Here is a 19,839-nt window from a genome sequence, read left to right as displayed (position 1 = left end):
GGCATCAAAAGCGCGGCAGGTCGGGAAATTTGACCTCTCCGTGATGGACATGTTCGCGGCCCAGTTCGGCGCAGCGGCGAAGCGTGGGGAACATCTTGCCCGGATTGAGCAACAATTGGGGGTCGAAGGCACATTTCACCCGCTGCTGCTGGTCCAGATCGACCGGGTCGAACTGGGCGGGCATCAGATCGCGCTTTTCGACTCCCACGCCGTGTTCGCCGGTCAATACCCCGCCCATTTCGACGCACCGCGTCAGGATTTCGGCGCCCAGCCGCTCCGCCTTGCCGAACTCGCCCTCGCGATTGGCGTCGTACAGGATGATCGGGTGAAGGTTGCCGTCGCCGGCGTGAAAGACATTGGCGACCCGCAAACCATATTGCGCCGACATTTGCGCCATGGCGCGCAGCATCTCGGGCAGGCGGCGGCGCGGGATCGTGCCGTCGACACAATAATAATCGGGCGAGATACGCCCCATCGCGGGAAAGGCCGCCTTGCGCCCGGCCCAGAAGCGCGCCCGATCGGCTTCGCCGGCCGACTGCTCCACCGACGTTGCACCGCACCGTTCGGCGATCGCGCGAATCTTTCCGGCCAGATAGGCGCATTCCGCATCGGGCCCGTCGACCTCGGCGATCAGCAACGCCTCCGCCTCCAGCGGATAGCCGATCTCGAGAAACGCCTCGGTCGCATGGATCGCGGCGCGGTCCATCATCTCCAGCCCCGCCGGGATGATGCCCTGCGCGATGATGTCGGCGACGCACTGGCCGGCGGTCGCCACGTCGTCGAACCCGATCAGCAGCGCGCGCGTCGCCTCGGGCCGGGGTAGCAGGCGCACCGTCACCTCGCTCACCACGCCCAGCAGCCCTTCCGACCCGATGGCGAGGCCCAGCAGGTCATAGCCTGGCCGCTCCAGCATCTTCCCGCCGATGCGCAGAATCTCTCCCGCCATCGTCACCATCTCGATGCCCAGCACATTGTGCGTGGTCAGCCCGTATTTCAGGCAATGCACCCCGCCGGCATTTTCGGCGATGTTACCGCCGATGGTGCACGCGATCTGGCTGGAGGGATCGGGCGCATAATAGAGGCCGTGCGCGCCCGCCGCCTCGCTGATCGCGGCATTGGTCACGCCCGGCTGCACCACCGCCACGCGGTTGTCGGGGTCCAGCTCGATGATCCGGTTCAGCTTGGACAGCCCCAGAAGAATACCATCTGCCAGCGGCAGGGCGCCCCCCGAAAGCGATGTCCCCGCCCCGCGCGGCACCACGCGGACGCCCTCTGCGTGGCACCATGCGAGCACGGCCGCCACCTGCTCGACCGTATCGGGCAGGACGACCAGCAACGGCAATTGGCGATAGGCGGTCAGCGCATCGCAATCATAGGCGCGAAGCTCCTCCGCCGTGTCGATCACCCCGGCGGGTACGATCGCGCGCAGCACGGCGGCGATCTCGGCACGCCGCGCCAGCATAGCGGGGTCGGGTTCGGGCATCCTCATTGCGTCGCGCTCATAATTAGTATTATGATATGAGAAACATTACCATGCGTCACGGCGCAATGCCATGTCGGAACGAAAACCGCGCCGGACGCATCCGGCGCCCGAGGAGAAGGACGACTGATCCATGGGGCAGACCCTTGCACTGTTGCACACGTCACCGACGCTCAGCCCGTTGTTCAACGAGCTGACCGCGCGGATCATGCCGGATATACGCATCCTGCATTTCGTCGATGAAAGCCTGATCAAGAACACCATCGCGGCAAATGCGCTGGAAAAGCCGACCATGCGGCGGCTGATCGATCTGGTCGGATCGACCTTCGACGCCGGCGCGGACGCGGTGCTCGTCACCTGCTCCTCGATCGGGCCGGCGGTCGATATCGCGGCGCAGCTTCATGATCGGCCGGTCCTGCGCGTCGATTACCCGATGGCGCTGCAGGCGATCGGGCGTGGTGCGAAGATCGGCGTGCTCGCCACCCTGCCCACCACGCTGAAGCCCACCGCTGACCTGGTGCGGCGCACAGCCCAGGAGAGCGGCAGGCGGATCGAGCTGCGCGAACATCTTTGCGAAGGCGCGTTCGAAGCGGTCATGGCCGGAGACGGCGCCACCCATGACCGGATCGTCGGCGACGCGCTGACCAAGGCGATGCAGGGCGTCGACGCGATCGTGCTTGCCCAGGCGTCGATGGCGCGGGTGGTCGATTCGCTGCCCGCCGACGCGATCCCCGCCCCCGTCTTCGCCAGCCCGGAACTGGGCGTCGAACATGCCCGCGACGTGCTGGCGAGCCTGAAACGGTGAAGAAACGGCATATCGTCGTCGGCCTGCTGGGGCTGGTATCGATCATCACCTTTCTCGACCGCATGGCGATCGCGGTCACGGGCACGACGATCCAAGACGAACTGAACATCACGCCCGATCAATGGGGCTGGGTGCTCGGCGCCTATGTCATCGCCTATGCCGTGTTCGAGGTGCCGTCGGGCGCGATGGGCGACAAGCATGGCTATCGGCGCGAGTTGACCCGCATCACTGTCTGGTGGTCGTTCTTCACCGCGATCACCGCGGCGTGCCGCAATTTTTGGCAGCTCGCCGCCTCGCGCTTCCTGTTCGGCATCGGCGCGGCGGGCGCCTATCCCAACATGTCGGGCGTATTGTATCGCTGGCTGCCGGCGCGCGAACGCGCGCGCGGACAGGGCATCATCTGGGCCGCCAGCCGGTTCGGCGGCGCGCTCGCCCCGCTGCTGCTGGTGCCGATCGAGGCGCGCTTCGGCTGGCGTGCGGTCTTCGTGATCCTGGGCGCCGTCGGTCTCATCTGGGCGCTCGCATGGCGTCTGTGGTTCCGCGATTCCCCCGCCGACCAGCCCGGCATCACCCAGGATGAGCTGGAGGAGATCGGCGCGGGCAGCGGCGATGCAGGCCATGCCGGCACGCCGTGGAGCGCGCTGCTCCGCCTGCCCCAACTCTGGTTGATCGCGCTCGCCTACGCCTTCTATGCCTTTGGAAGCTGGTTCTTCTTCAGTTGGTTTCCGGTCTGGATGGTCAATGGCGCGGGGTTCACCACGCTGCAAATGGGGCTGTACGGCTCCATCCCCTTCTTCCTCGGCATGCTGGGCAATCTGGTCGGCGGGGTCGTGTGCGACCGGCTGGCCGAGCGGATCGGAATGCGCCGCGCCTACAGCCGGATCGCGGCATCGTGCCTGACCGTCACCGCCGGCCTGCTGGTGGCGATGAGCCTGGTCGACAGCAAGATCGCGGTGGTCCTGCTCGCCGGCGCCGCCTTTGCGGTGATGGACCTGATGCTCCCCGCCGCCTGGGCCATGTGCATGGCGATCGGCGGCCGATATGGCGCGACCGCCACCGCCGTGATGAACACCGCGGGCAATATCGGCGGTTTCCTGTGCACGATCATCTTCGGCTATATCGTCGCCGCCACCGCCAATTACGACCTGCCGGTTCAGGGCGTGGCGCTGATGGTGTTCATCGCCGCAATGATCTTCACCCGCATCGACTGCACGCGCGGCTTCGATGCGAAGGCGCGGCCGAACGAAAGCCCCGCCTGATAAGGCGCCGCGCTTGCGGAAAAAGTTCAGCGGGCCGCGGGGCCGGCGCCCGACCGGACGGATTCGAAAAAATCCTCCCCGCCCATCTGGCCGCCCTTGAGCACCAGCTCCAGCGGCGCTTCGTCCGATCCCCCGTGCGCGCGGCACAGCGGCGCACCGGGTGCGAGCGGGGCGCGCCAGGTCAGCGCGTCGAGGCCGAGTTCGGCGACCGCGTGGCTCGACGTGTCGCCGCCGGCAAACAGGATACGCGGCACCGCCACCTGCGCGCGGATGCTGCGCGTGATCCGCCCCAGCCGCACGCCTAGCTGCGCACCGCCGGCGCGTTCTCCTTCGGAAAGGGGGCCATTGGCCGAATAGAGGACGGTGCTGCGCCCTTCGCCCAGCGCGGCGGCAGCCTGCGCCGCAACGGCCGCCTCGTCGCACGATGCCGGGTCGACGCGCAGCATCGTCCATCCCTTTGCCTCGGCCCAGCCGATCTGCGCCGCCGTGACGGGCGAGCAGCTCCCGCTGATCACCAGCAGCCGCTCGACCGAGCCCGCCCTGGGCAGTTCGGTCGGCCCTTGCACCATTCCGTCCGCTTCCCATGCGGCGAGCAACGCCCGCGTCACGCCCGAACTGCCGACGGCAAAGCGCACATCGTCACGCGCCAGAACCGCCCGCCCGCTCGCCAGCAGGTCGCGCGCTGCGACGCCGTCGAACAGTATCGCACCAGCGCCGTGTTCGACTTCGCTGGCGAACCGCGCCTCGGTCGCGCCCGCCTGGATCGCGTCCAGCGGAATGTGGCCGACCGGCATGTCGGTCTGATCGGCGAGATGGCGGCGGAGGTCCGCCTCGCGCATCGGCGTCACCGGATGGTGCGCCATCGTCGGATGCCGGTCGATACGATAGGTCGTCCCGCCCGCATCGGCATATAGATTGGCGAAGACGACATAGCGGCCGAGATGCGGCGCACCGACCAGGATCGGCACCGGACCTCCGCACATGCGCGCGCCGATTTCCATCGCGCGTCCGATCGACCCGGTGCCGGGACTGCTGTCGAAGGTCGAACAGGTCTTGTAATGAACGATGCGCGGCCCGAGTGCGCCCAGCGCCGCAAAGGCGTGCGGCAGGTGCCGGTCCATCCACTCCGGCGATCGGCTGCGGCTGTCGCCGGCCATGCCCACCGCGCGCACGCCGGGAAAGCGCGCCAGCAACGTCCGCGTCGGCTCGCGAAGCAGCAGCACGCCCGCCACCCCGCCTTCTGCAAGCGATTCGAGCACATCGGTGGAGCCGGTGAAATCATCGCCGTAATAGGCGTAGAGCAGGTCCGGCATCACGCCCCGAACGTCGCCAGCGCGTCGCGCAATTCGCGCTGCTCCTTCGCGGCATCGGCGAGCGGCACGCCGGCCATTGCCGCCTCCCACGCCTGTTGCAGCGCACGGACACCCGCCGCGGGACCGGATGGATGGCCCAGGATCCCGCCGCCCGCGGCATAGATGCAATCGGCGCTGCCGAGCGCGGCATAGCTTGCCGGCGCTTGCTTCGCGCTTTGTCCGGAGGAAAAGACGGGCATCACCTCGCACCCCTTGTACGGCGCGGGAAACATCGGGGTCAGGCACTCGCGCGCCGATGCGATCACGCTTTCGTTCGTCTCGCAGAACTTGTTGTCGATGCCGTTGACATGCGTGTGGTCGATTCCCGCCAGTCGCCAAAGCTTCTGATAGGCGATGAAGCTCATTCCGATCGCGGGCGACCGCCCCAGCATTCCCCAGCCGTTGCGATGGCCGTGAATGGGCAATTGGCTGTGCGCGCGCAACACCTTCATCGCGGGCAGCCCGATCGCGTTCATGCTCGCCATCACGCACGTACCGCCTTCACGCAGCACCAGATCGTGGCGGGCCAGCATCTCGTCGATCTCGCCCGTCAGGTTGGCGGCGTACATCACCTTCTTGCCCGTCCTTTCGGCGTGATCGCGTATCACGCGCATTACCGCAGGGACGCGCTGGTCGAACGGGCAATGCGGGCCATCGGCCTGAAGCTCGTCATCCTTGATGAAGTCGACACCGGCCGACAGCAACAGCTTCACCTGTTCGGCGGTGGCTTCCGGCGACATGCCGACGCTCGGCTTGATGATCGTGCCGATCAGGGGCCGGTCCCACACCTCGGCCAGGCGACGCGTTCCCGCCACCCCGAATTGCGGCCCCCGGTAGGAATCGAGAAAAATCGGCGGCAGTTGCAGGTCGAGGAGTTTCAGCCCCGAAAAGGCCTTCAACTCCGACAGATTGCCCGCAACCGCCGCCAGTAGGTTCGGCAGGGAGGCGCCGAAATTCTCGATGGGCCAGGACAAGGTCACATAAGCTGCGCGGCGCACGCTTTCCCCGGACCGGGGCAGGCCCGACCCCGGCAGCGAAGGCGTGGCGACGGCGCCGATTTCCTCTACTTCCTCGACGCGCGCGGCGTGGCGTTCGCGCAGTTCGTCACTTTCGCCCGGCGTTCGGACGAAAGTGCCCGTCGACTGTTCGCCCGCCATGGTGGCCGCGGCATCGGCGAGCGGGAAGGCGGTTTCGATCCAATAGCGCGCGACGACGCGGTCCGTCATATCAGGCAACCGTGAAATAGGTGTTGTAGCGTTCGGCTTCGACCGCGAAATACGGCACGAAAACCAGGTCATGGCCGCCCGCCGCCATCGTAAAGGCCTGGGCCTGTCCCGCCACCGGCGTCAGCGCACCGGGAAGCGGCAGCGGCTGGTCCATCACTCCCTCCCATGGGTTGAGGCCGACATACATGACCGGCCCGCGCATCACCGCGGCCAGGTTCGGGTGGCGATCGTCGACGGGGAGCATACGAAGCGTCTGCGGCAGAACCAGCTCGACCGTATCACCATTCTTCCACCGGCGGCTGACCTCGGCAATTTTGCCGGCCGTCACCTCGCGCTGCGCACCATTGACCGAAAGGCGCGCGCCCATTGCCCAGGCAGGGACGCGCAGCCGCATGGCGAAATCGCCGTCGCCCGCATCACGCACGACGATCCGCGTGGTGTCGGCGGCGGGATAGTCGGTGACCTGTTCGATCCGCACCGCCCCGCCGGCACGGTTCCAGGTCAGGTTTGACGGCGCGAACATGTTGACGAGCAGCGCATCGTCATCATGGAAATACAGGTTGAGGACATAGTCCGCGACGCCCTGAACCAGCGTGCCGGAACAGCAGGGCCATTTCTTCGGATAATATTCCTTGTCCGCCTGCGGGCCGTAATCGGAATAATAGGGATAGTCGCCATCGCTGTCGGGCAGGCGCGCGGCGAGCATCGTGTTGTAGAGCGTGCGTTCCAGCCCGTCGCCATATTGTGCACCACCGGTAAAGCGGATGAGGTAGCGCGCCAGCTTCATGTCGGCAAAGCTGCCGCACGGGGTTTCGAAATGCGCGGTCGATGCCTTCAGCGCCTCGGCGAGCTTGCCCTGATGCGGCTCGACGAACTGCTCCTCCGGCCCCCATCCGCCCGAGGCGAACCGTTGAAGCTCAAGAAACTTCCAGGCGTTTTCCAGCGCCATGCGATATTTGGGATCGCCGATGGTGAGCCAGGCCTGCGCTCCCGAACTGAGCGCGATCGCGTGGCTGTAGGCATGCTTCGTCGGCAGCACGTTCTTCCCTGCCGCCAATGGATCGAACCATTCGGGATCGAGCAGATAGTGCACCGCCATCGCGCGATACTTGTCGTCGCCGGTGATGTCGGCGACGTGGAACAGGTTTTCCGAGATCACATAGGTTTCGTCGTAAGGCGGGTCCTTCTTGCCGATCCGGTCCTTCGAAACGGGCGAGATATAGGGCAGGCACTTGTCGATCACCTGCGGCAGCAGCGCCTTGGCCTCTTCCACGCCGCTCAGCCGGTAAGCATCGATCAGGCCGACGACATATTTGTCCATGACATAAGCGGGCCAGACCTCCGAAGAACCCTTGCCGGCATAGGGATTGTCCACCCGGCGGATCACCTCGCCGAACCCTTTGACCAGCGCGGCGGCCTTGTCGTGCGCCGCCTGGTCGCCCGTGGCCGCGCCCAGCCGCGAGAGGCCGGAAATATATTGGCCGAAGGTCAGGCCCGGCACGAAGCCGTCGGCATCATACCAGCCGCCCATGTCCCGTCCCGGCGCGGGGAGGCCCGCATGCTGGCGAAAGACTTTCAGCAACCGGTCATTGTCGAGCGCCAGATAATGCGCGTGGATCGCGTCGAACTGCCGCTTGATCGGCCCGCCGGTCAGCCGCACCGCGCCATAGGGGAATTCGCGATACACCTCGCGTCCCTGCGATGCGGCGGCGATCGCGCTCGCCGGTAGTCCCATTCCCGCTACGCCAGCCGCGCAAGCCGAACAGCCCAGGAATCCGCGCCGCGACAAGCCCGCATTGGCATTGTTATGGCGATGGTGCATCGTTGCCTCTCCCATACGGCGTGCATATTCGCTCATGGTTGCCGTGAAGGCTTTTTACCCATATCATAATACTAATTACAAGATGGAGAGCGATGGCGATGCGGTTCTGGGATAGCATGATCGCGGCAGGAATGATCGGGATGGCCGCCATTCCCGCGGCGCTCGCGGCGAGCGATCCCGAGCCCATGCCGGCACGCGCCACGCGCTTCGCCGACAAGCCGGCAATCGCCTTCGGCACCGCCTGGTATCCCGAACAATGGCCCGAAAGCCGCTGGAACACCGACCTTGAATGGATGAAAAAGGCCGGGTTCAACACCGTGCGCATCGCCGAGTTCGCGTGGAGCACGATGGAGCCGCGCGAGGGCGAGTTCCATTTCGAATGGCTCGACCGCGCGATCGCGGCCGCCAGCCGCCACGGCATGATGGTGGTGCTGGGCACGCCGACCGCCGCGCCGCCTGCCTGGCTGACGCAGAAATATCCCGACGTGCTGCGCGTGGACGAAGACGGCAGACGCGCCACCCATGGCGGACGCCGCCATTTCTCATTCGCCAGCCAGCGCTACCGCGATTTCGCGCGCCGCATCGCGACGAAGATGGCCGAGCGTTACGGAGACAATCCCGACGTCGTCGGCTGGCAGATCGACAATGAGATCGGCCCGCCCTCCTTCGGCAAGGAGGCGGTGGCGCGCTGGCATGCGTTTCTGAAGGATCGCTACGGCACCATCGACACGCTCAACCAGCGCTGGGCGACCGAATATTGGAGCCAGCATTACAACGATTTCGACCAAATCCCCCTGCATGCCACCGGGCAGCAGAACCCGGCACTGCTGTTAGACTTCAAGCATTTCACGACCGCGACCTGGACCGATTACGTGATGAACCAGGCCGATGCGATCCGCGCCCGTGCCGATCCGCGCCAGTTCATCACCACCAACACGATGTTCTGGAATGGCGGCTTCGACCACTTTCAGTTGCACCGCGGCCTCGATATCGCGGCATGGGACAATTACATCCAGGACGCCGACCCCGACTGGGTCGCCAACGGCGCCGATCACGATCTGGTGCGCGGGTACAAGCAGCGGAATTTCTGGCTGATGGAAACGCAGGCGGGCCGTGTCGACTGGGTGCCGGTCAACCGCGCGCTGAAGCCGGGACAGGTACGCGAAATGGGCTGGCAGGCGATCCAGCACGGCGCCGACGCCATCCTCTATTGGGAATTCCGCCCGGCGCGCAACGGACAGGAAACCTATTACGGCACGGTGCTGGGACAGGACGGTACGCCCGCCCCCATCTTCGACGAGATCGCGAAGCTCGGCGGCGAGATCCACAAGGCGACCGGGGCGCTGGCCGACACCAATCCGGTGTACAGGATGGCGATGCTGTTTTCCTATGACAGCCGCTGGGCGATCGACCTGCAGCGGCTGCACAAGGATTTCGATCCGATCAGGGAGTTCACCGACTTCTACCGCCCGTTCCGCAACGGGTCGCAAGGCGTCGCCGTCATTTCACCGACCGCCGACCTGTCCGCCTATCCGCTGGTCGTCGCGCCCGCGCTCAACGTGATGACGCAGGACGAGGCCGATCACCTGGCCGACTATGTTCGCGCCGGCGGGCATCTGGTCCTCGGCCCGCGTTCGGGAATGAAGGATGACACCGACGCGCTGTGGCCCAAGCGCCAGCCGGGTCCGCTCCAGCCGCTGCTCGGTGCGCGGGTGGAGCAATTCTATGCCCTCGACGAGCCGGTGAAGCTGACCGGCGATTTCGGTGACGGGCAGGCGTCGATCTGGGCCGAATGGCTGAAGCCGCAGGCAAAGGACGTGCGCGTCCTCGCCCGCTACAGCGATCCCGGCGGCTGGCTTGACGACAAGCCCGCCATCGTGACGCGCAAGGTCGGCAAGGGCAGCATCACCTATATCGGCGCGTGGCTCGACCCGGCGGCGATGCGCGCGGTCGCCGATCGCCTGATGGACGATGCGGATGTCCGACCGCTGATACCGGATACGCCCGATGGCGTGGAGATCGGCGAGCGCGCCGGTGCGGGCAAACGCGTGCTGATCGCCATCAACCATAATGATCAGCGCAAGCCGGTCGCCATTCCCGATGCCGCACGGCGCGTCACCGGCACGTTTCGCGGTGGTGCGCTCGAACCACACGGGGTTGCGGTGTTCCAGATGGACGACGCCGGCGAATGACGACCCGGCCCAACAGACCGACAGGCAGGAAAGGAGAGCGGATCATGCAGCATCAACGGATCGGCGCAGTGTTGCTGGGCGCAGCAATGTGCCTCGCCGCGCCATCCGCGTCGGCGCGCGACCAGACAGCGGACATGACGTCGTGGGTCGCGGCATGGGAAGCCCCGCCGATCGGCTATGAACCGCAAATTCAAAAGGCGCTCGGTCGCCCTTACCGGAACGAGACTGCGCGCCAGTTGGTGCGCGCCGGGGTTTCGGGAAAGCGCCTGCGCCTGCGCCTGTCGAACGACTTGTCCGACACAGCGGTGACGATCGGCGCTGCCTCGATCGCGCGCGTCGATGACGATGGCAATGTCGTCCCCGGCTCGATCCGCCCGCTCACCTTCCACGGCGTAAAGCAGGTGCGAATCCCGCCGCACGCACCGATGCTGACCGACGCGGTCGCCATGCCGGCAAAGGCGGGCGAGTGGTTCGCTGTCAGCATCTATTATCCCGAAAAAGCCGCCCCGCCCGCCCATGCGCAGATGCTGGACGTCGTGTCGGGCGACGCCACCGCCGCCGCCCGGTTGAGCGATGCAAAGAGGGTGCGCGCGCCGGGAATCGTGTCGGAACTCGATATATCGGGCGCGGCGAAGACGCGCGTGCTGGTGGCGTTCGGCGATTCGATCACCGAGGGGGCGGGCACGGACCCGGCCGACGCGATGAGCTGGCCCGACCAGCTCGGCCGCATGCTTGCAGGCGATTCTGCGGGCAAATGCTGGTCGGTGGTCAATGCCGGGATCAGCGGCAACCGCATCCTGCGCGATGGTCGCGGGCCGAATGCGTTGTCGCGCTTCGACCGCGACGTCCTGTCGGTGCCCGGCGTCACCCATATCGTGCTGCTGGAGGGGATCAACGACATCGGCGGGGTGAAGGACGATCCCGCGAAGGGCGACCCCGTTACCGCGGAAACCCTGATCAATGCCTATCGCCAGTTCATCGCACGTGCGCATGCCCGCGACGTGAAGGTGATCATCGGCACGATCCTGCCTTATGAAGGCGCCGCCTATGGCAGCGAACGCGGCGAGCAGGTGCGCGAGGCGGTGAACCGCTGGGTGCGCACCCACCGCGACCAGTTCGACGGCATGATCGATTTTGACAAGGCCATGGCCGAACCGGGCAAGCCCAGGGTGATGCGGCTTGCCGAACAGATCGGCGATCACCTGCACCCCAACGCCACCGGCTATGGCCGCATGGCGCGCGCCGCGGCGCCGGTGGTGACGAAGGATCGTTGCCCGGCGCCGTGACGCCGGGCACGCGCCCTCACCAGGGCTTCGAGCGGGCGACGGTGATCCCGCGCAGATCGTCGGGATATTTGCCGCTGACTGCGGTGTAGAAATGATAGAGCGCGCCGTCGTGATAGACGAGCGAGGGCTTATGGGCGAAATGCTCGTCGATGCTGCCCGGCGCGCCGATGTCGATCAGCGGCTCCGCCACCTTGTCGAAATGAAGGGGATCGTCGCCAAGCGCCAGATATTCGCGGCACTTGCCGTCCTTGGCGCGGCCGAAATAGAAAAGCGACCATTCGCCCTGATGGGTGTAGACGACCGGATCGCTGGCAAACCAGGAATCACCCGACACGCCGGGTTCACCGTTGCGGATGATCGGATTGCCCGGATAGCGGGTCCAGGTCTTCAGATCCTTTGACGTGGCAAGACCCGTCTGCTCCTTCCACGGATTTCCCGTGGTCTTGGCGTTGTAGTAGAGCAGATAGGTGTCGCCGTCCTTCACGATGTACGGCTTGTACAGCCCGCCGCGCTCCCAATCGGCGCCATCCTCGGCGCGCAGGATCGGATCGGTCCGTTCCCAGTTCACCAGGTCGTCGCTCCAGGCGAGCCCGATCACCGCGGCCCCCTGTTCATATCCCGGACTGGGATAGGCGTGCCACGCCGCCAGATAGCGTCCGTCCACCCTGATCAGCCGGCCGGGCGAATACAGCTCGTTCTCGCGAAGGATCGACGCGCAGGAGATGTTGTAGCGGGTGACGGGATCGTTCGGATCGCGCGCCAGCATGATCCCGGCGCGCGTCCAGTTGACGAGATCGTCCGACACCGCTCGCCCCGTCTGGTATCCGGTGCCGTCCCAGCCGGTGTAGAGCAGGTTGAACCGGCCGTCGTGATAGAAGACGAAGGGACAATCGACCGCCTTCTGGTCGAACGCGCCTTCCCTATGGGAGCCTTCCAGGACCAGTTGGCCGTATTTGTAGGGGGTTCGATAGGCCGCGATTGGGTCGCCGGATCCGCCCGGGCCGCCGCCCGCGCCGCGCGCGCACCCCGCCACCATGGCGGCGCCCCCGGCCATGGCCGACCCGATGAGGAAACGGCGTCGCGAAGGCATATAGTCGAGCAAATTCATCTTGTTCCTCCGGATGACAGACGGGCAGCGAAGGCGCGGACACGCCCCCGAAGCGCAAACCGGCGCTGCCGCCACCGCATGTCCCCGGTGACCGCATCAGCCCGTCTTGTGTTTTTCGGCCTTGTCGATCCGTTGCCGCCCGTGTCCGATCGTATTGCGCATCGCGGATCGGGCGGCGTCGCAATCGCCCGCTTCGATGGCGTCGACGATCCTGGCGTGCAGGCCAACGCTCTTGTCATGTTCGGCATCCTCGTCCACCGGCGAGGCCATGGTGAAGGATGCCACCAGCGCGGTTTCGATGACGCCCGAAATCGAGCGCATGAGCATGTTCCCCGATGCCCGTCCGATCACCTGGTGAAAGGCCAGATCCGCTTCGGCGAAGGCGATGCGGCTTTCGCGGGCATCGCGCATCGCCTCCACCCGCTGGCGCAGCAGGGCGATCTGGTCGGGCGTCGCCCGCTGCGCGGCCAGCGCCGCTGCCTCCGGCTCGATCGCAAGGCGGATCTCGGTGAGATCGCGCTGGAAATCCGCGTTGAACCCGCTGGCGACCTTCCAAGACAGGACATCGGAATCGAACATGTTCCAATGCGCCTGGTCGAGCACCTTCGTGCCCACCCTGGTCTTGGAAACGATAAGGCCCTTTGCGGTAAGCGTCTTGAGCACCTCTCGCAGGACGGTCCGCGAAATTCCGAACCGGTCAAGTATCTCCGCTTCGGGCGGAATCTTGCTACCCGGTGGATAGATGCCGGTGATGATATCGGCGCCGAGCGCCCGAGCGACCTGGTCGTGGCTCGACAACGCACCGCCCGTATATCTCTGAAACTTGGATGACATTCTGGCCAGCCCCTGTAACTGCGATCCGGGCAGGGCCACTCTGGCGGCCGAGGCAAAGTCGTCACCAAGCATGATAGCGCTCGCAAGCCCGAAATCCTGACATGAGGCCCATGCTACACGGACGGCTGCTGGTCATACAGATCAATTATCGGCGCGATTTCCAACGGTGCGGCCGCCGCCCCGCCCGATGGACGGAGCGGCGGTGGCGTTACAGCTTGAAGCGAATGCCCGCCATGATCTGGCGATCGTCGACCGAGATGTTGTTGGGCCGCGTCTCCTGATCGAAATAAGTGAATTCCCGCGTGCGCAGCAGGTTGCTGCCTTCCAGGGTCACCGTGATGCTCGGCGTGATGTCATAGTTGATCGACGCGTCCAGCCACCCGTAACCGCGACGGTAGATGGGAATGTTCTGGCTTCCGCCGCCGGCGAGTGGCAGACCGTAGAGGGCGCTCAGATATTTCGAGCGATAGTTGTACGCCACGCGCACCGACAGGCCGTATTTTTCATAGAGGCCGCTAATGTTGAAGCTGCTCTTCGAAAGGCCGGGCAACGGGGTGGTGTAGTCCGCAATCGCGCTCGGCGTACTGCTGTCAATGAAGGTATAGTTCGCCTGGACGCCGAAGCCGTCGAACGGAGCGGGCAGGAAGTCGAAGAACGTCTGGCCGCCCACTTCAACGCCCTTGATCGTACCGTCGTCGCCGTTGGTCGGCTGACTGATAACGTAGTCGATGCCGTCGATCGTCTGCCGATTGGAACTGGTGAAGATGAAGCCCTTCACCTTGCGGTAGAAGCCGGCGAGATAGACCGAACCGGTAGGCGAGAAATAATATTCCAGCGACGCATCGAGTTGATCGGCCCGTAACGGTTCAAGCTCCGGGTTGCCGCCCGATCCTTGTCCCTGCGCCGGCACCAGCGTGAATGCAGGCGAAAGCTGGCTGAAATTCGGGCGGGTGAGCGTCTGCGAAGCCGCCAGGCGAAGCTGCAGCTCGTCGGTGAGATGAAAACGCACATTGGCGCTCGGCAGAACGCTGACATAGTCGTTGTCATATGTCTGTGGCGTGATGGTGGTCACCCCGCCAACGGTCGAGCGCTGGTTGCCGTCGATGCTGAGGCCGGTCTTGATTACGCGAACGCCGACATTGCCGTCGAAGCGCAGACCGCTGTCCACCTTGAACAGCATCTCCGCATAGCCGGCCACCGTCGTTTCCGACATGTCATAGACCGATGCCGGGTCGACCGCCGGTTCCGCATCGACACCAAGGGCGTCGCGCACACTGTCAAAGTCGTTGCGCAGATTGGACGTGACCGCGGTGTAATAGCCGTGCGGGAAGGTCGGATTGCTGAAGAAGAAGTCGTCGAACGGCATGGTTTCGAACAACGAGGAATAATTCGCTGCCGACGTTGCCCCGGCGGGCTGGAAGAATCGAATCGGCGTAAAGGCGGTGTCCATCTTCTGGATGCGCACACCGGTCTTGAACCCCGACAGGAACGGGCTGTCGATCTCGAAATCGCCGTCGAGGCGCCCGGCGTAGGAATTGCCGGTATAGTGATTCTCGCTGCGGGTCGTATAACCGAGCCGGTAGTTGGAGAGATCCGTCAGATCGACGCCGTCAAAGCTCATCGTCGGCGTCTTGCCGCTTAGATCGAGCGTTGCCTCGGGAACCGTGATCTGGAGATCCTGTTCGGTATAATAGAGATCGTTTGTCGAGTGCTGATAGGTGAAATCACCCGTCAGCCTGGCCGCGCCCTTGTCCCAATCGAACCCGGCCGAATATTGCTGATTCTTGTCGTAGGTATCGCGGGTGACGCCGAACGTTGAGGACACCAGATTCTGGAAGGTGCCGCGCATGAAGTCGTCGGTGCCGTCGAACGTCTCAACGGAACCGGGCACAACCGAAAGACCGTTCGTCGGATTGTTCAGGCCGCGCTGCTGCTGAATCGAGCGGAATTCCTGATATCCCGCCTGGGCATAGAGTTCGAGTTCCGGCGTCGGCTTCCACTGGAAGGTGGCGCCCAAGCCGATACGGCGGCGCGTGCCGTCCACCAGCGGCTCATAATCGCCGTTCGGCGTGACGATGGTCCGGCCGGCGATCAGATCTGTGCGTTCGCTTGGCGCGCCCACAGCTTCGATATCCGAGCGGAAGGCACGCTCCTGATAGGAGCCGCTGACGAGCAGCCCCATCTCACCCACGCCGGTATCCCATTTGTCGCTGACGAGCAGCGAGGCGAGCGGGCTGACCTTGTCGACCAGATCTTGATAACGGCCGCGAAGACTGCCGCTGATCACCAGACCGTCCATGTCGAGCGGCTTGCGGGTGCGCAAGTCGATGACGCCGCCAATGCCGCCTTCGATGAGGTCGGCAGTCGGCGTCTTATAGACATCCACGCCCGCGAGGAGTTCGGCCGGGAAATCCTGCAGGTTGTAGCCACGCCCACCGCCGGCGGTGAAGATTTCGCGACCGTCGAGCGTGGTGAGCACTTGGGTCAGGCCGCGAATCGCGACCGAACCGCCTTCGCCGCGATCACGCGAAACCTGAATGCCGGAAATGCGCTGCAGCGCCTCGGTCGTGTTCGTGTCGGGCAGCTTGCCGATATCGTCGGCGACGATGGAATCGACAATGGTGTTGGCAGTGCGCTTGCGCGCCTGAGCGGACTCGAGGCTCGCGCGGATGCCGGTTACGACGATCTCGTCGGGAATTGCCGCCTGATCCTGAGCCGCCGTTGATTGCTCATTGTCCTGGCTGGTCTGGCTCGGCACCGCCTGCTGCGTGCCGCCACCGGACGTCGCGTCCTTGCCTGTCGCGTAAGCGGGCACCGCATGGCTACCCATCAGGGCGGCCGTGGCCACGCCGACAAACAAACTTTTCTGCACGTTCATCACCCCTCTCCTTGGACCGTTATTGTTATCGTTCGCCACTATTAGTAATATTTTATACACAGTCAAGCGTGTTTGAAGCGGCTGGCCCAGGCGGAGGAAAGAGGCGAAAAATGGCCCAAATGCGCGCAAACAAGAGGGCGGCGAGGCGCCCACGTCCGCGCACCTTGATTCGACGATTCGAGCAACGTCGGCATGACCCGCTCTCGATCGCTACATGGATTCCGGCATCAGCCTGGAAGAGCTGCAATCGGGCAAGCCGGTCATCGGCATCGCTATGGCGGTGCGACCCACCCTTGCGCGATCGAGTTCCGCTTCAGCCCAGCCGGCGCAAGAGGATCAAAGCAAGTGCGAGAGCGGCGAAGCCGCCGATGACGTTCGCCAGCACATAGACCATGCTCAGCCCGATGCGACCGCGCTCGAACAGCGTGACCGCATCGAGCGAAAACGTGGAAAATGTGGTGAATCCGCCCAGAAAGCCGGTCGTGAGGAACAGGCGCGTCGCCTGGCTCGTCTCGATCTTCAGCGCGAACAGCGCCACCAAGGCCCCCATCAGCAGCGACCCCAGCACGTTCACGGTCAGCGTTCCCACCGGAAAGGCGCTGCCGAACAGCTTCAGCGCGGCAATGCCCACGCCGTGGCGGCAGGCGCCGCCCAGGCCCGCGCCGACAAAGACCACCAGGAATTCCATAACGCGCTTCTCCCGCAGGGCGACGCGACCGCAGGTCCGCCTCACCCGGTTGACGAACGGCAGGAGTCATCAGCCTCGGCAGGCGGTTATCGGGGGCACTCCATCCCCATCATCGGCGTTTTCCGATAGCGGCTGTCGCGGCGCTGACAAGCCCCGGCAATCTTATCCGGTCCGACGGGCGGCCAGAAGGTCGCGCACCAGCGCGATATCGGCGGGCTTGTCCACGTCGATCGCCGCCTCGCCGAAGGGAGAGGCGACGATGGCAGCGCGGGCGCCGGTAAGCGCGCCCAGCCGCCGGACCGCAGTTGCCAGCGCCAGCCTTCCCGTCAGATAACCGAGCAGCATGCGCGGCCCCAGGCGGCGGACGATCCGCCACGGCCGCTTGCGATCCGCCTCGATCGAACGCCACAGGTCGATGGCGCCGCGCGCTGCCGGCGTGGCGCAGAAGAACAGATTGCACCCGGACCAGTCGCCGTCCGCAAAGCGAAGATAGGTGCGGCGCGTCTCCGGCGCCGCGGCTTCCACGACGGAACGCTCCGCCAGCAGCGCGGCGATGTCCGCATAGGCCGGACATGCGGCGAGGAACTGCGTAATCCATTCGCGCTGCAGCAGCGGATGATCCGCCGTCGCGACCAGTAGCGGGGTGCCCAGATGATCGAGCGCGGCCGCCGCGCTCCCGCTGGGTCCGGCAGCGGCGTCCAGCACTTCCGCACCGCATTGCTGCGCCAGCGCGCGGACCGGTGCACTGTTGCTGGAGACCGCTATGCGACCCGCTCCGGCACTTCGCACCGCGGCGATCACGTGCGCCAGCATGGGCCGGCCCTCGAAGGAGATCAGCGCCTTGTCGCTGACGCCGGCATGGTGCGCCAATGCGTCCTGCGGCCCGCGCGATCCGGCCAGGATAACGGCGTCGAACCTCATCGCACCCGGCCTCGCCAGACGCGCCACAGCACGCCCGGCGCCGCCAGGACCGGATGGCGCAGCCGCCACGGGGTCGGTTCGATCCCGATACCGGTATGCCGCTCAATCTTCCACAGGGCGTAGCGCCCGGCGCCGGCGAAGGTGAAGCTCGCCTTTGTCAGCCGGGCCGCGTTCAGCGGCTTGCCCAGCCGGCGCCGCGCCCGCCAGCGCCGCGCCAGCCGTCGCTGCCTTGCCGCCGGCAGGGTCGGCGCCAGCATGTCGTCGGCCGACGAATAAGCGATCCTCGCCCGGTCCCAGCCGAGCGGCAGCAATGCCTCGAAATGTGCGGGCGCATTGCCGATGATCTGCCCCTCCCGCCCTGCCGGTTCGACCCGCAACTCGGTCGTATAGGTGGCGCGGAACAGCGCCCGCCAATAAGCCGCCGCCGTCCCCTTTTCCGGCCCGAGAAGCGCGGCGTAACCGGCGGCCGTCGCCGCTGCATCGGCAATGGCGGCGATAACCCGCCGGCGCGCCGATTCCGATGTCGCCCAGGCAAGCGCAGATGGCTGGACGAAGCGCGCCCAGATGGTGGTGTCGATACCCCCGTCGCGGCAGGCGGCGGCGAATTGTGCCATGGTCATCGTGGCGACCTTGGCGCGGAGCACCCGGCCCCGCACGCGAATTTCCTCGAACGAGACGTCGGGCCAGAGCAAGCGGCTCGCCAGGCCGCGAATGCCGCGGTCGCGGACCGCGGGCAGCAGCACGTAGAAGTCGAGTACGCCGTCGCGGTCGCCGGTGCGCAGGGCGGAGCCGTAGAACAGGACCGCATCGGCGCCGCTGCGCTCGGCCAGAATGCCGGCCAGTGCCGCGATGTCGTCGGGAACGGACGCCGCGATTTCGCGCGCGACGAACGTCGCGAGCGCATCCGTCACGGTACGACGAAGTGCAGCGGCTCGCCCATCCGGATCAGGAGTTCGCCGCCGGGATACCGTTCGCCGTCGAGGATGAACTCACCGTCGAGATCGAGTTCGAACGATTGAGGGCTGCCATGGTGATAGCCGTTATCGGCCAGTCGCCGCGATTCCGACCCCGCCAGCAGGAACGGGAGATGCCAGGCGAGCTTCTTCGGCGGCGCGTCCACCGCCAGCACCTTCAGCCCCGCACGACGCCGGCCGAAGGGCTTGAGCCCCAGCGGCAGACGCTCCAGCGTCGAGGCGAGCACAAGATAGAAGGAACGGTCGACCGTCACGTCGCCGCGAATGCGCATGCGATCGCCCTGCCGCCAGACATTCTCGGCCGACCCGAACAGCGTCTGGGCGATGCTCCACATCAGCGACAGCCCCACCGCCATGCCGTTGAACGCACCGACGCGGTGGGTTTTCTGCGCCAGCGACGTGGCCCGCACGAACGCGCCGGCGCCGAGCAGAAAGCCGACATGTTCGGGTCGATCGGCACCGCGGCGCCAGACCTCCACCGGCGCGCGGGTCGCGATCCGGCCGGCGCGCAGCGCGTCGAGCATCGAGCGAACCGACCAGTGGACAGGAATGCCGAGGTCGAGCGCCAGCGCATTGGTCTTGCCCGAAGGCAGGACCGCGACGCACGGCATGCGCCGGAACGCCTTGCGCGCCGCAGTCAGAACGTCGCGCACCGTGCCGTCGCCGCCGTCGATGACGAGCATGTCGACCCCGCGAGCGGCGAAATCGTCGAGCTGGTCCTGCAGGTCATTGCGCGTCTGCGGCGATGCGAACAGCGTCTGGCTGCGCAGCGCCGGCGGGAAATGGCTGCTGCCGCCGTTCAGATGGCTCTTGGGATTGCTGACGACGCCGATGGTCAGCGGCCGGCCGAGATTGCCGTCCGCCCCGCGCACGCGCACAGGCGTCAACGGCCCCTGGAACGCCAGGTCGGCGGAACGCCGGTCATGGCGGACTCTGGTGCCGGTCGGGACGGCATCCGGGCCGCTGAAGAAGGAGTGAGGCTTGCTCAATTCAATCGCCAGTCAATATCGCAAC

The 19,839-nt window shown here is 65.7% G+C and carries 15 protein-coding genes and 1 riboswitch; of the genes, 4 read left to right on the top strand and 11 right to left on the bottom strand.

Annotation, left to right across the window (positions count from 1 at the left end):
• Positions 1-4 precede the first annotated feature (4 nt).
• Positions 5-1,483: an FAD-linked oxidase C-terminal domain-containing protein gene (locus tag RPR59_RS02135; RefSeq protein ID WP_313916193.1), complete on the bottom strand. Its 1,479-nt coding sequence runs from the start codon at positions 1,481-1,483 to the stop codon at positions 5-7.
• A gap of 130 nt (positions 1,484-1,613) precedes the next feature.
• Between RPR59_RS02135 and RPR59_RS02130 the strand changes: the two genes are divergently transcribed.
• Together RPR59_RS02130 and RPR59_RS02125 are read left to right on the top strand one after the other, a co-directional pair.
• Entirely contained in the window at positions 1,614-2,285 is a 672-nt protein-coding gene (locus tag RPR59_RS02130) for an aspartate/glutamate racemase family protein (protein ID WP_313916191.1), read from the top strand.
• Positions 2,282-3,544: an MFS transporter gene (locus RPR59_RS02125; protein WP_313916189.1), complete on the top strand. Its 1,263-nt coding sequence runs from the start codon at positions 2,282-2,284 to the stop codon at positions 3,542-3,544. The genes RPR59_RS02130 and RPR59_RS02125 overlap by 4 nt, the downstream gene beginning before the upstream one ends.
• Before the next feature lie 26 nt (positions 3,545-3,570).
• Here the strand turns inward: RPR59_RS02125 and RPR59_RS02120 are convergent, their stop codons facing one another.
• Genes RPR59_RS02120 through RPR59_RS02110 form a run of 3 tightly spaced genes read right to left on the bottom strand, consistent with a single transcriptional unit; the run spans position 3,571 to position 7,857 of the window.
• On the bottom strand, positions 3,571-4,857 hold the full coding sequence (locus tag RPR59_RS02120; RefSeq protein ID WP_313918286.1) for a four-carbon acid sugar kinase family protein: 1,287 nt from the start codon (positions 4,855-4,857) through the stop codon (positions 3,571-3,573).
• Positions 4,857-6,122: a ribulose-bisphosphate carboxylase large subunit family protein gene (locus RPR59_RS02115; RefSeq protein ID WP_313916186.1), complete on the bottom strand. Its 1,266-nt coding sequence runs from the start codon at positions 6,120-6,122 to the stop codon at positions 4,857-4,859. Before RPR59_RS02115 ends, RPR59_RS02120 begins: the two co-directional genes overlap by 1 nt.
• A 1-nt stretch (position 6,123) precedes the next feature.
• A complete protein-coding gene (locus RPR59_RS02110) occupies positions 6,124-7,857 on the bottom strand; it encodes a beta-L-arabinofuranosidase domain-containing protein (protein WP_313916184.1) in 1,734 nt (577 codons plus the stop codon).
• A 185-nt stretch (positions 7,858-8,042) separates the two neighbouring features.
• Here RPR59_RS02110 and RPR59_RS02105 point away from each other — a divergent pair, with 185 nt between their 5' ends.
• Together RPR59_RS02105 and RPR59_RS02100 are read left to right on the top strand one after the other, a co-directional pair.
• Entirely contained in the window at positions 8,043-10,136 is a 2,094-nt protein-coding gene (locus RPR59_RS02105) for a beta-galactosidase (protein WP_313916183.1), read from the top strand.
• A gap of 44 nt (positions 10,137-10,180) precedes the next feature.
• On the top strand, positions 10,181-11,422 hold the full coding sequence (locus tag RPR59_RS02100) for an SGNH/GDSL hydrolase family protein (protein ID WP_313916181.1): 1,242 nt from the start codon (positions 10,181-10,183) through the stop codon (positions 11,420-11,422).
• 16 nt (positions 11,423-11,438) lie between these two features.
• On the opposite strand, the gene RPR59_RS02095 is transcribed toward RPR59_RS02100, so the two are convergent.
• The 7 genes from RPR59_RS02095 to RPR59_RS02065 all read right to left on the bottom strand — a co-directional run bounded on the left by RPR59_RS02095 (position 11,439) and on the right by RPR59_RS02065 (position 19,814).
• Entirely contained in the window at positions 11,439-12,530 is a 1,092-nt protein-coding gene (locus RPR59_RS02095; RefSeq protein WP_313916179.1) for a family 43 glycosylhydrolase, read from the bottom strand.
• Between the two features lie 96 nt (positions 12,531-12,626).
• Complete coding sequence (locus RPR59_RS02090; RefSeq protein WP_313916177.1) at positions 12,627-13,364, bottom strand: FadR/GntR family transcriptional regulator; 738 nt, start codon at positions 13,362-13,364, stop codon at positions 12,627-12,629.
• 208 nt (positions 13,365-13,572) lie between these two features.
• Positions 13,573-16,242: a TonB-dependent receptor gene (locus RPR59_RS02085; RefSeq protein WP_313916175.1), complete on the bottom strand. Its 2,670-nt coding sequence runs from the start codon at positions 16,240-16,242 to the stop codon at positions 13,573-13,575.
• 313 nt (positions 16,243-16,555) lie between these two features.
• Positions 16,556-16,930: a fluoride efflux transporter CrcB gene (gene crcB, locus RPR59_RS02080; protein ID WP_313916172.1), complete on the bottom strand. Its 375-nt coding sequence runs from the start codon at positions 16,928-16,930 to the stop codon at positions 16,556-16,558.
• A 53-nt stretch (positions 16,931-16,983) separates the two neighbouring features.
• Positions 16,984-17,047: riboswitch (Fluoride riboswitch) on the bottom strand.
• A 45-nt stretch (positions 17,048-17,092) separates the two neighbouring features.
• Positions 17,093-17,851 (bottom strand): NTP transferase domain-containing protein, encoded by a 759-nt coding sequence (locus RPR59_RS02075; protein ID WP_313916169.1) that lies wholly within the window; start codon positions 17,849-17,851, stop codon positions 17,093-17,095.
• Positions 17,848-18,762, bottom strand: coding sequence for a hypothetical protein (locus RPR59_RS02070; protein WP_313916167.1), 915 nt, complete (start codon positions 18,760-18,762; stop codon positions 17,848-17,850). The genes RPR59_RS02075 and RPR59_RS02070 overlap by 4 nt, the downstream gene beginning before the upstream one ends.
• Positions 18,759-19,814, bottom strand: coding sequence for a diacylglycerol/lipid kinase family protein (locus RPR59_RS02065; protein ID WP_313916165.1), 1,056 nt, complete (start codon positions 19,812-19,814; stop codon positions 18,759-18,761). The genes RPR59_RS02070 and RPR59_RS02065 overlap by 4 nt, the downstream gene beginning before the upstream one ends.
• Positions 19,815-19,839 lie beyond the last annotated feature (25 nt).

This window comes from Stakelama saccharophila, from assembly GCF_032229225.1.
GTDB lineage: Bacteria > Pseudomonadota > Alphaproteobacteria > Sphingomonadales > Sphingomonadaceae > Sphingomonas > Sphingomonas saccharophila.
Note: the sequence above shows the minus strand (reverse complement) of the source record. Positions and strands in the feature narration are given on the sequence as shown.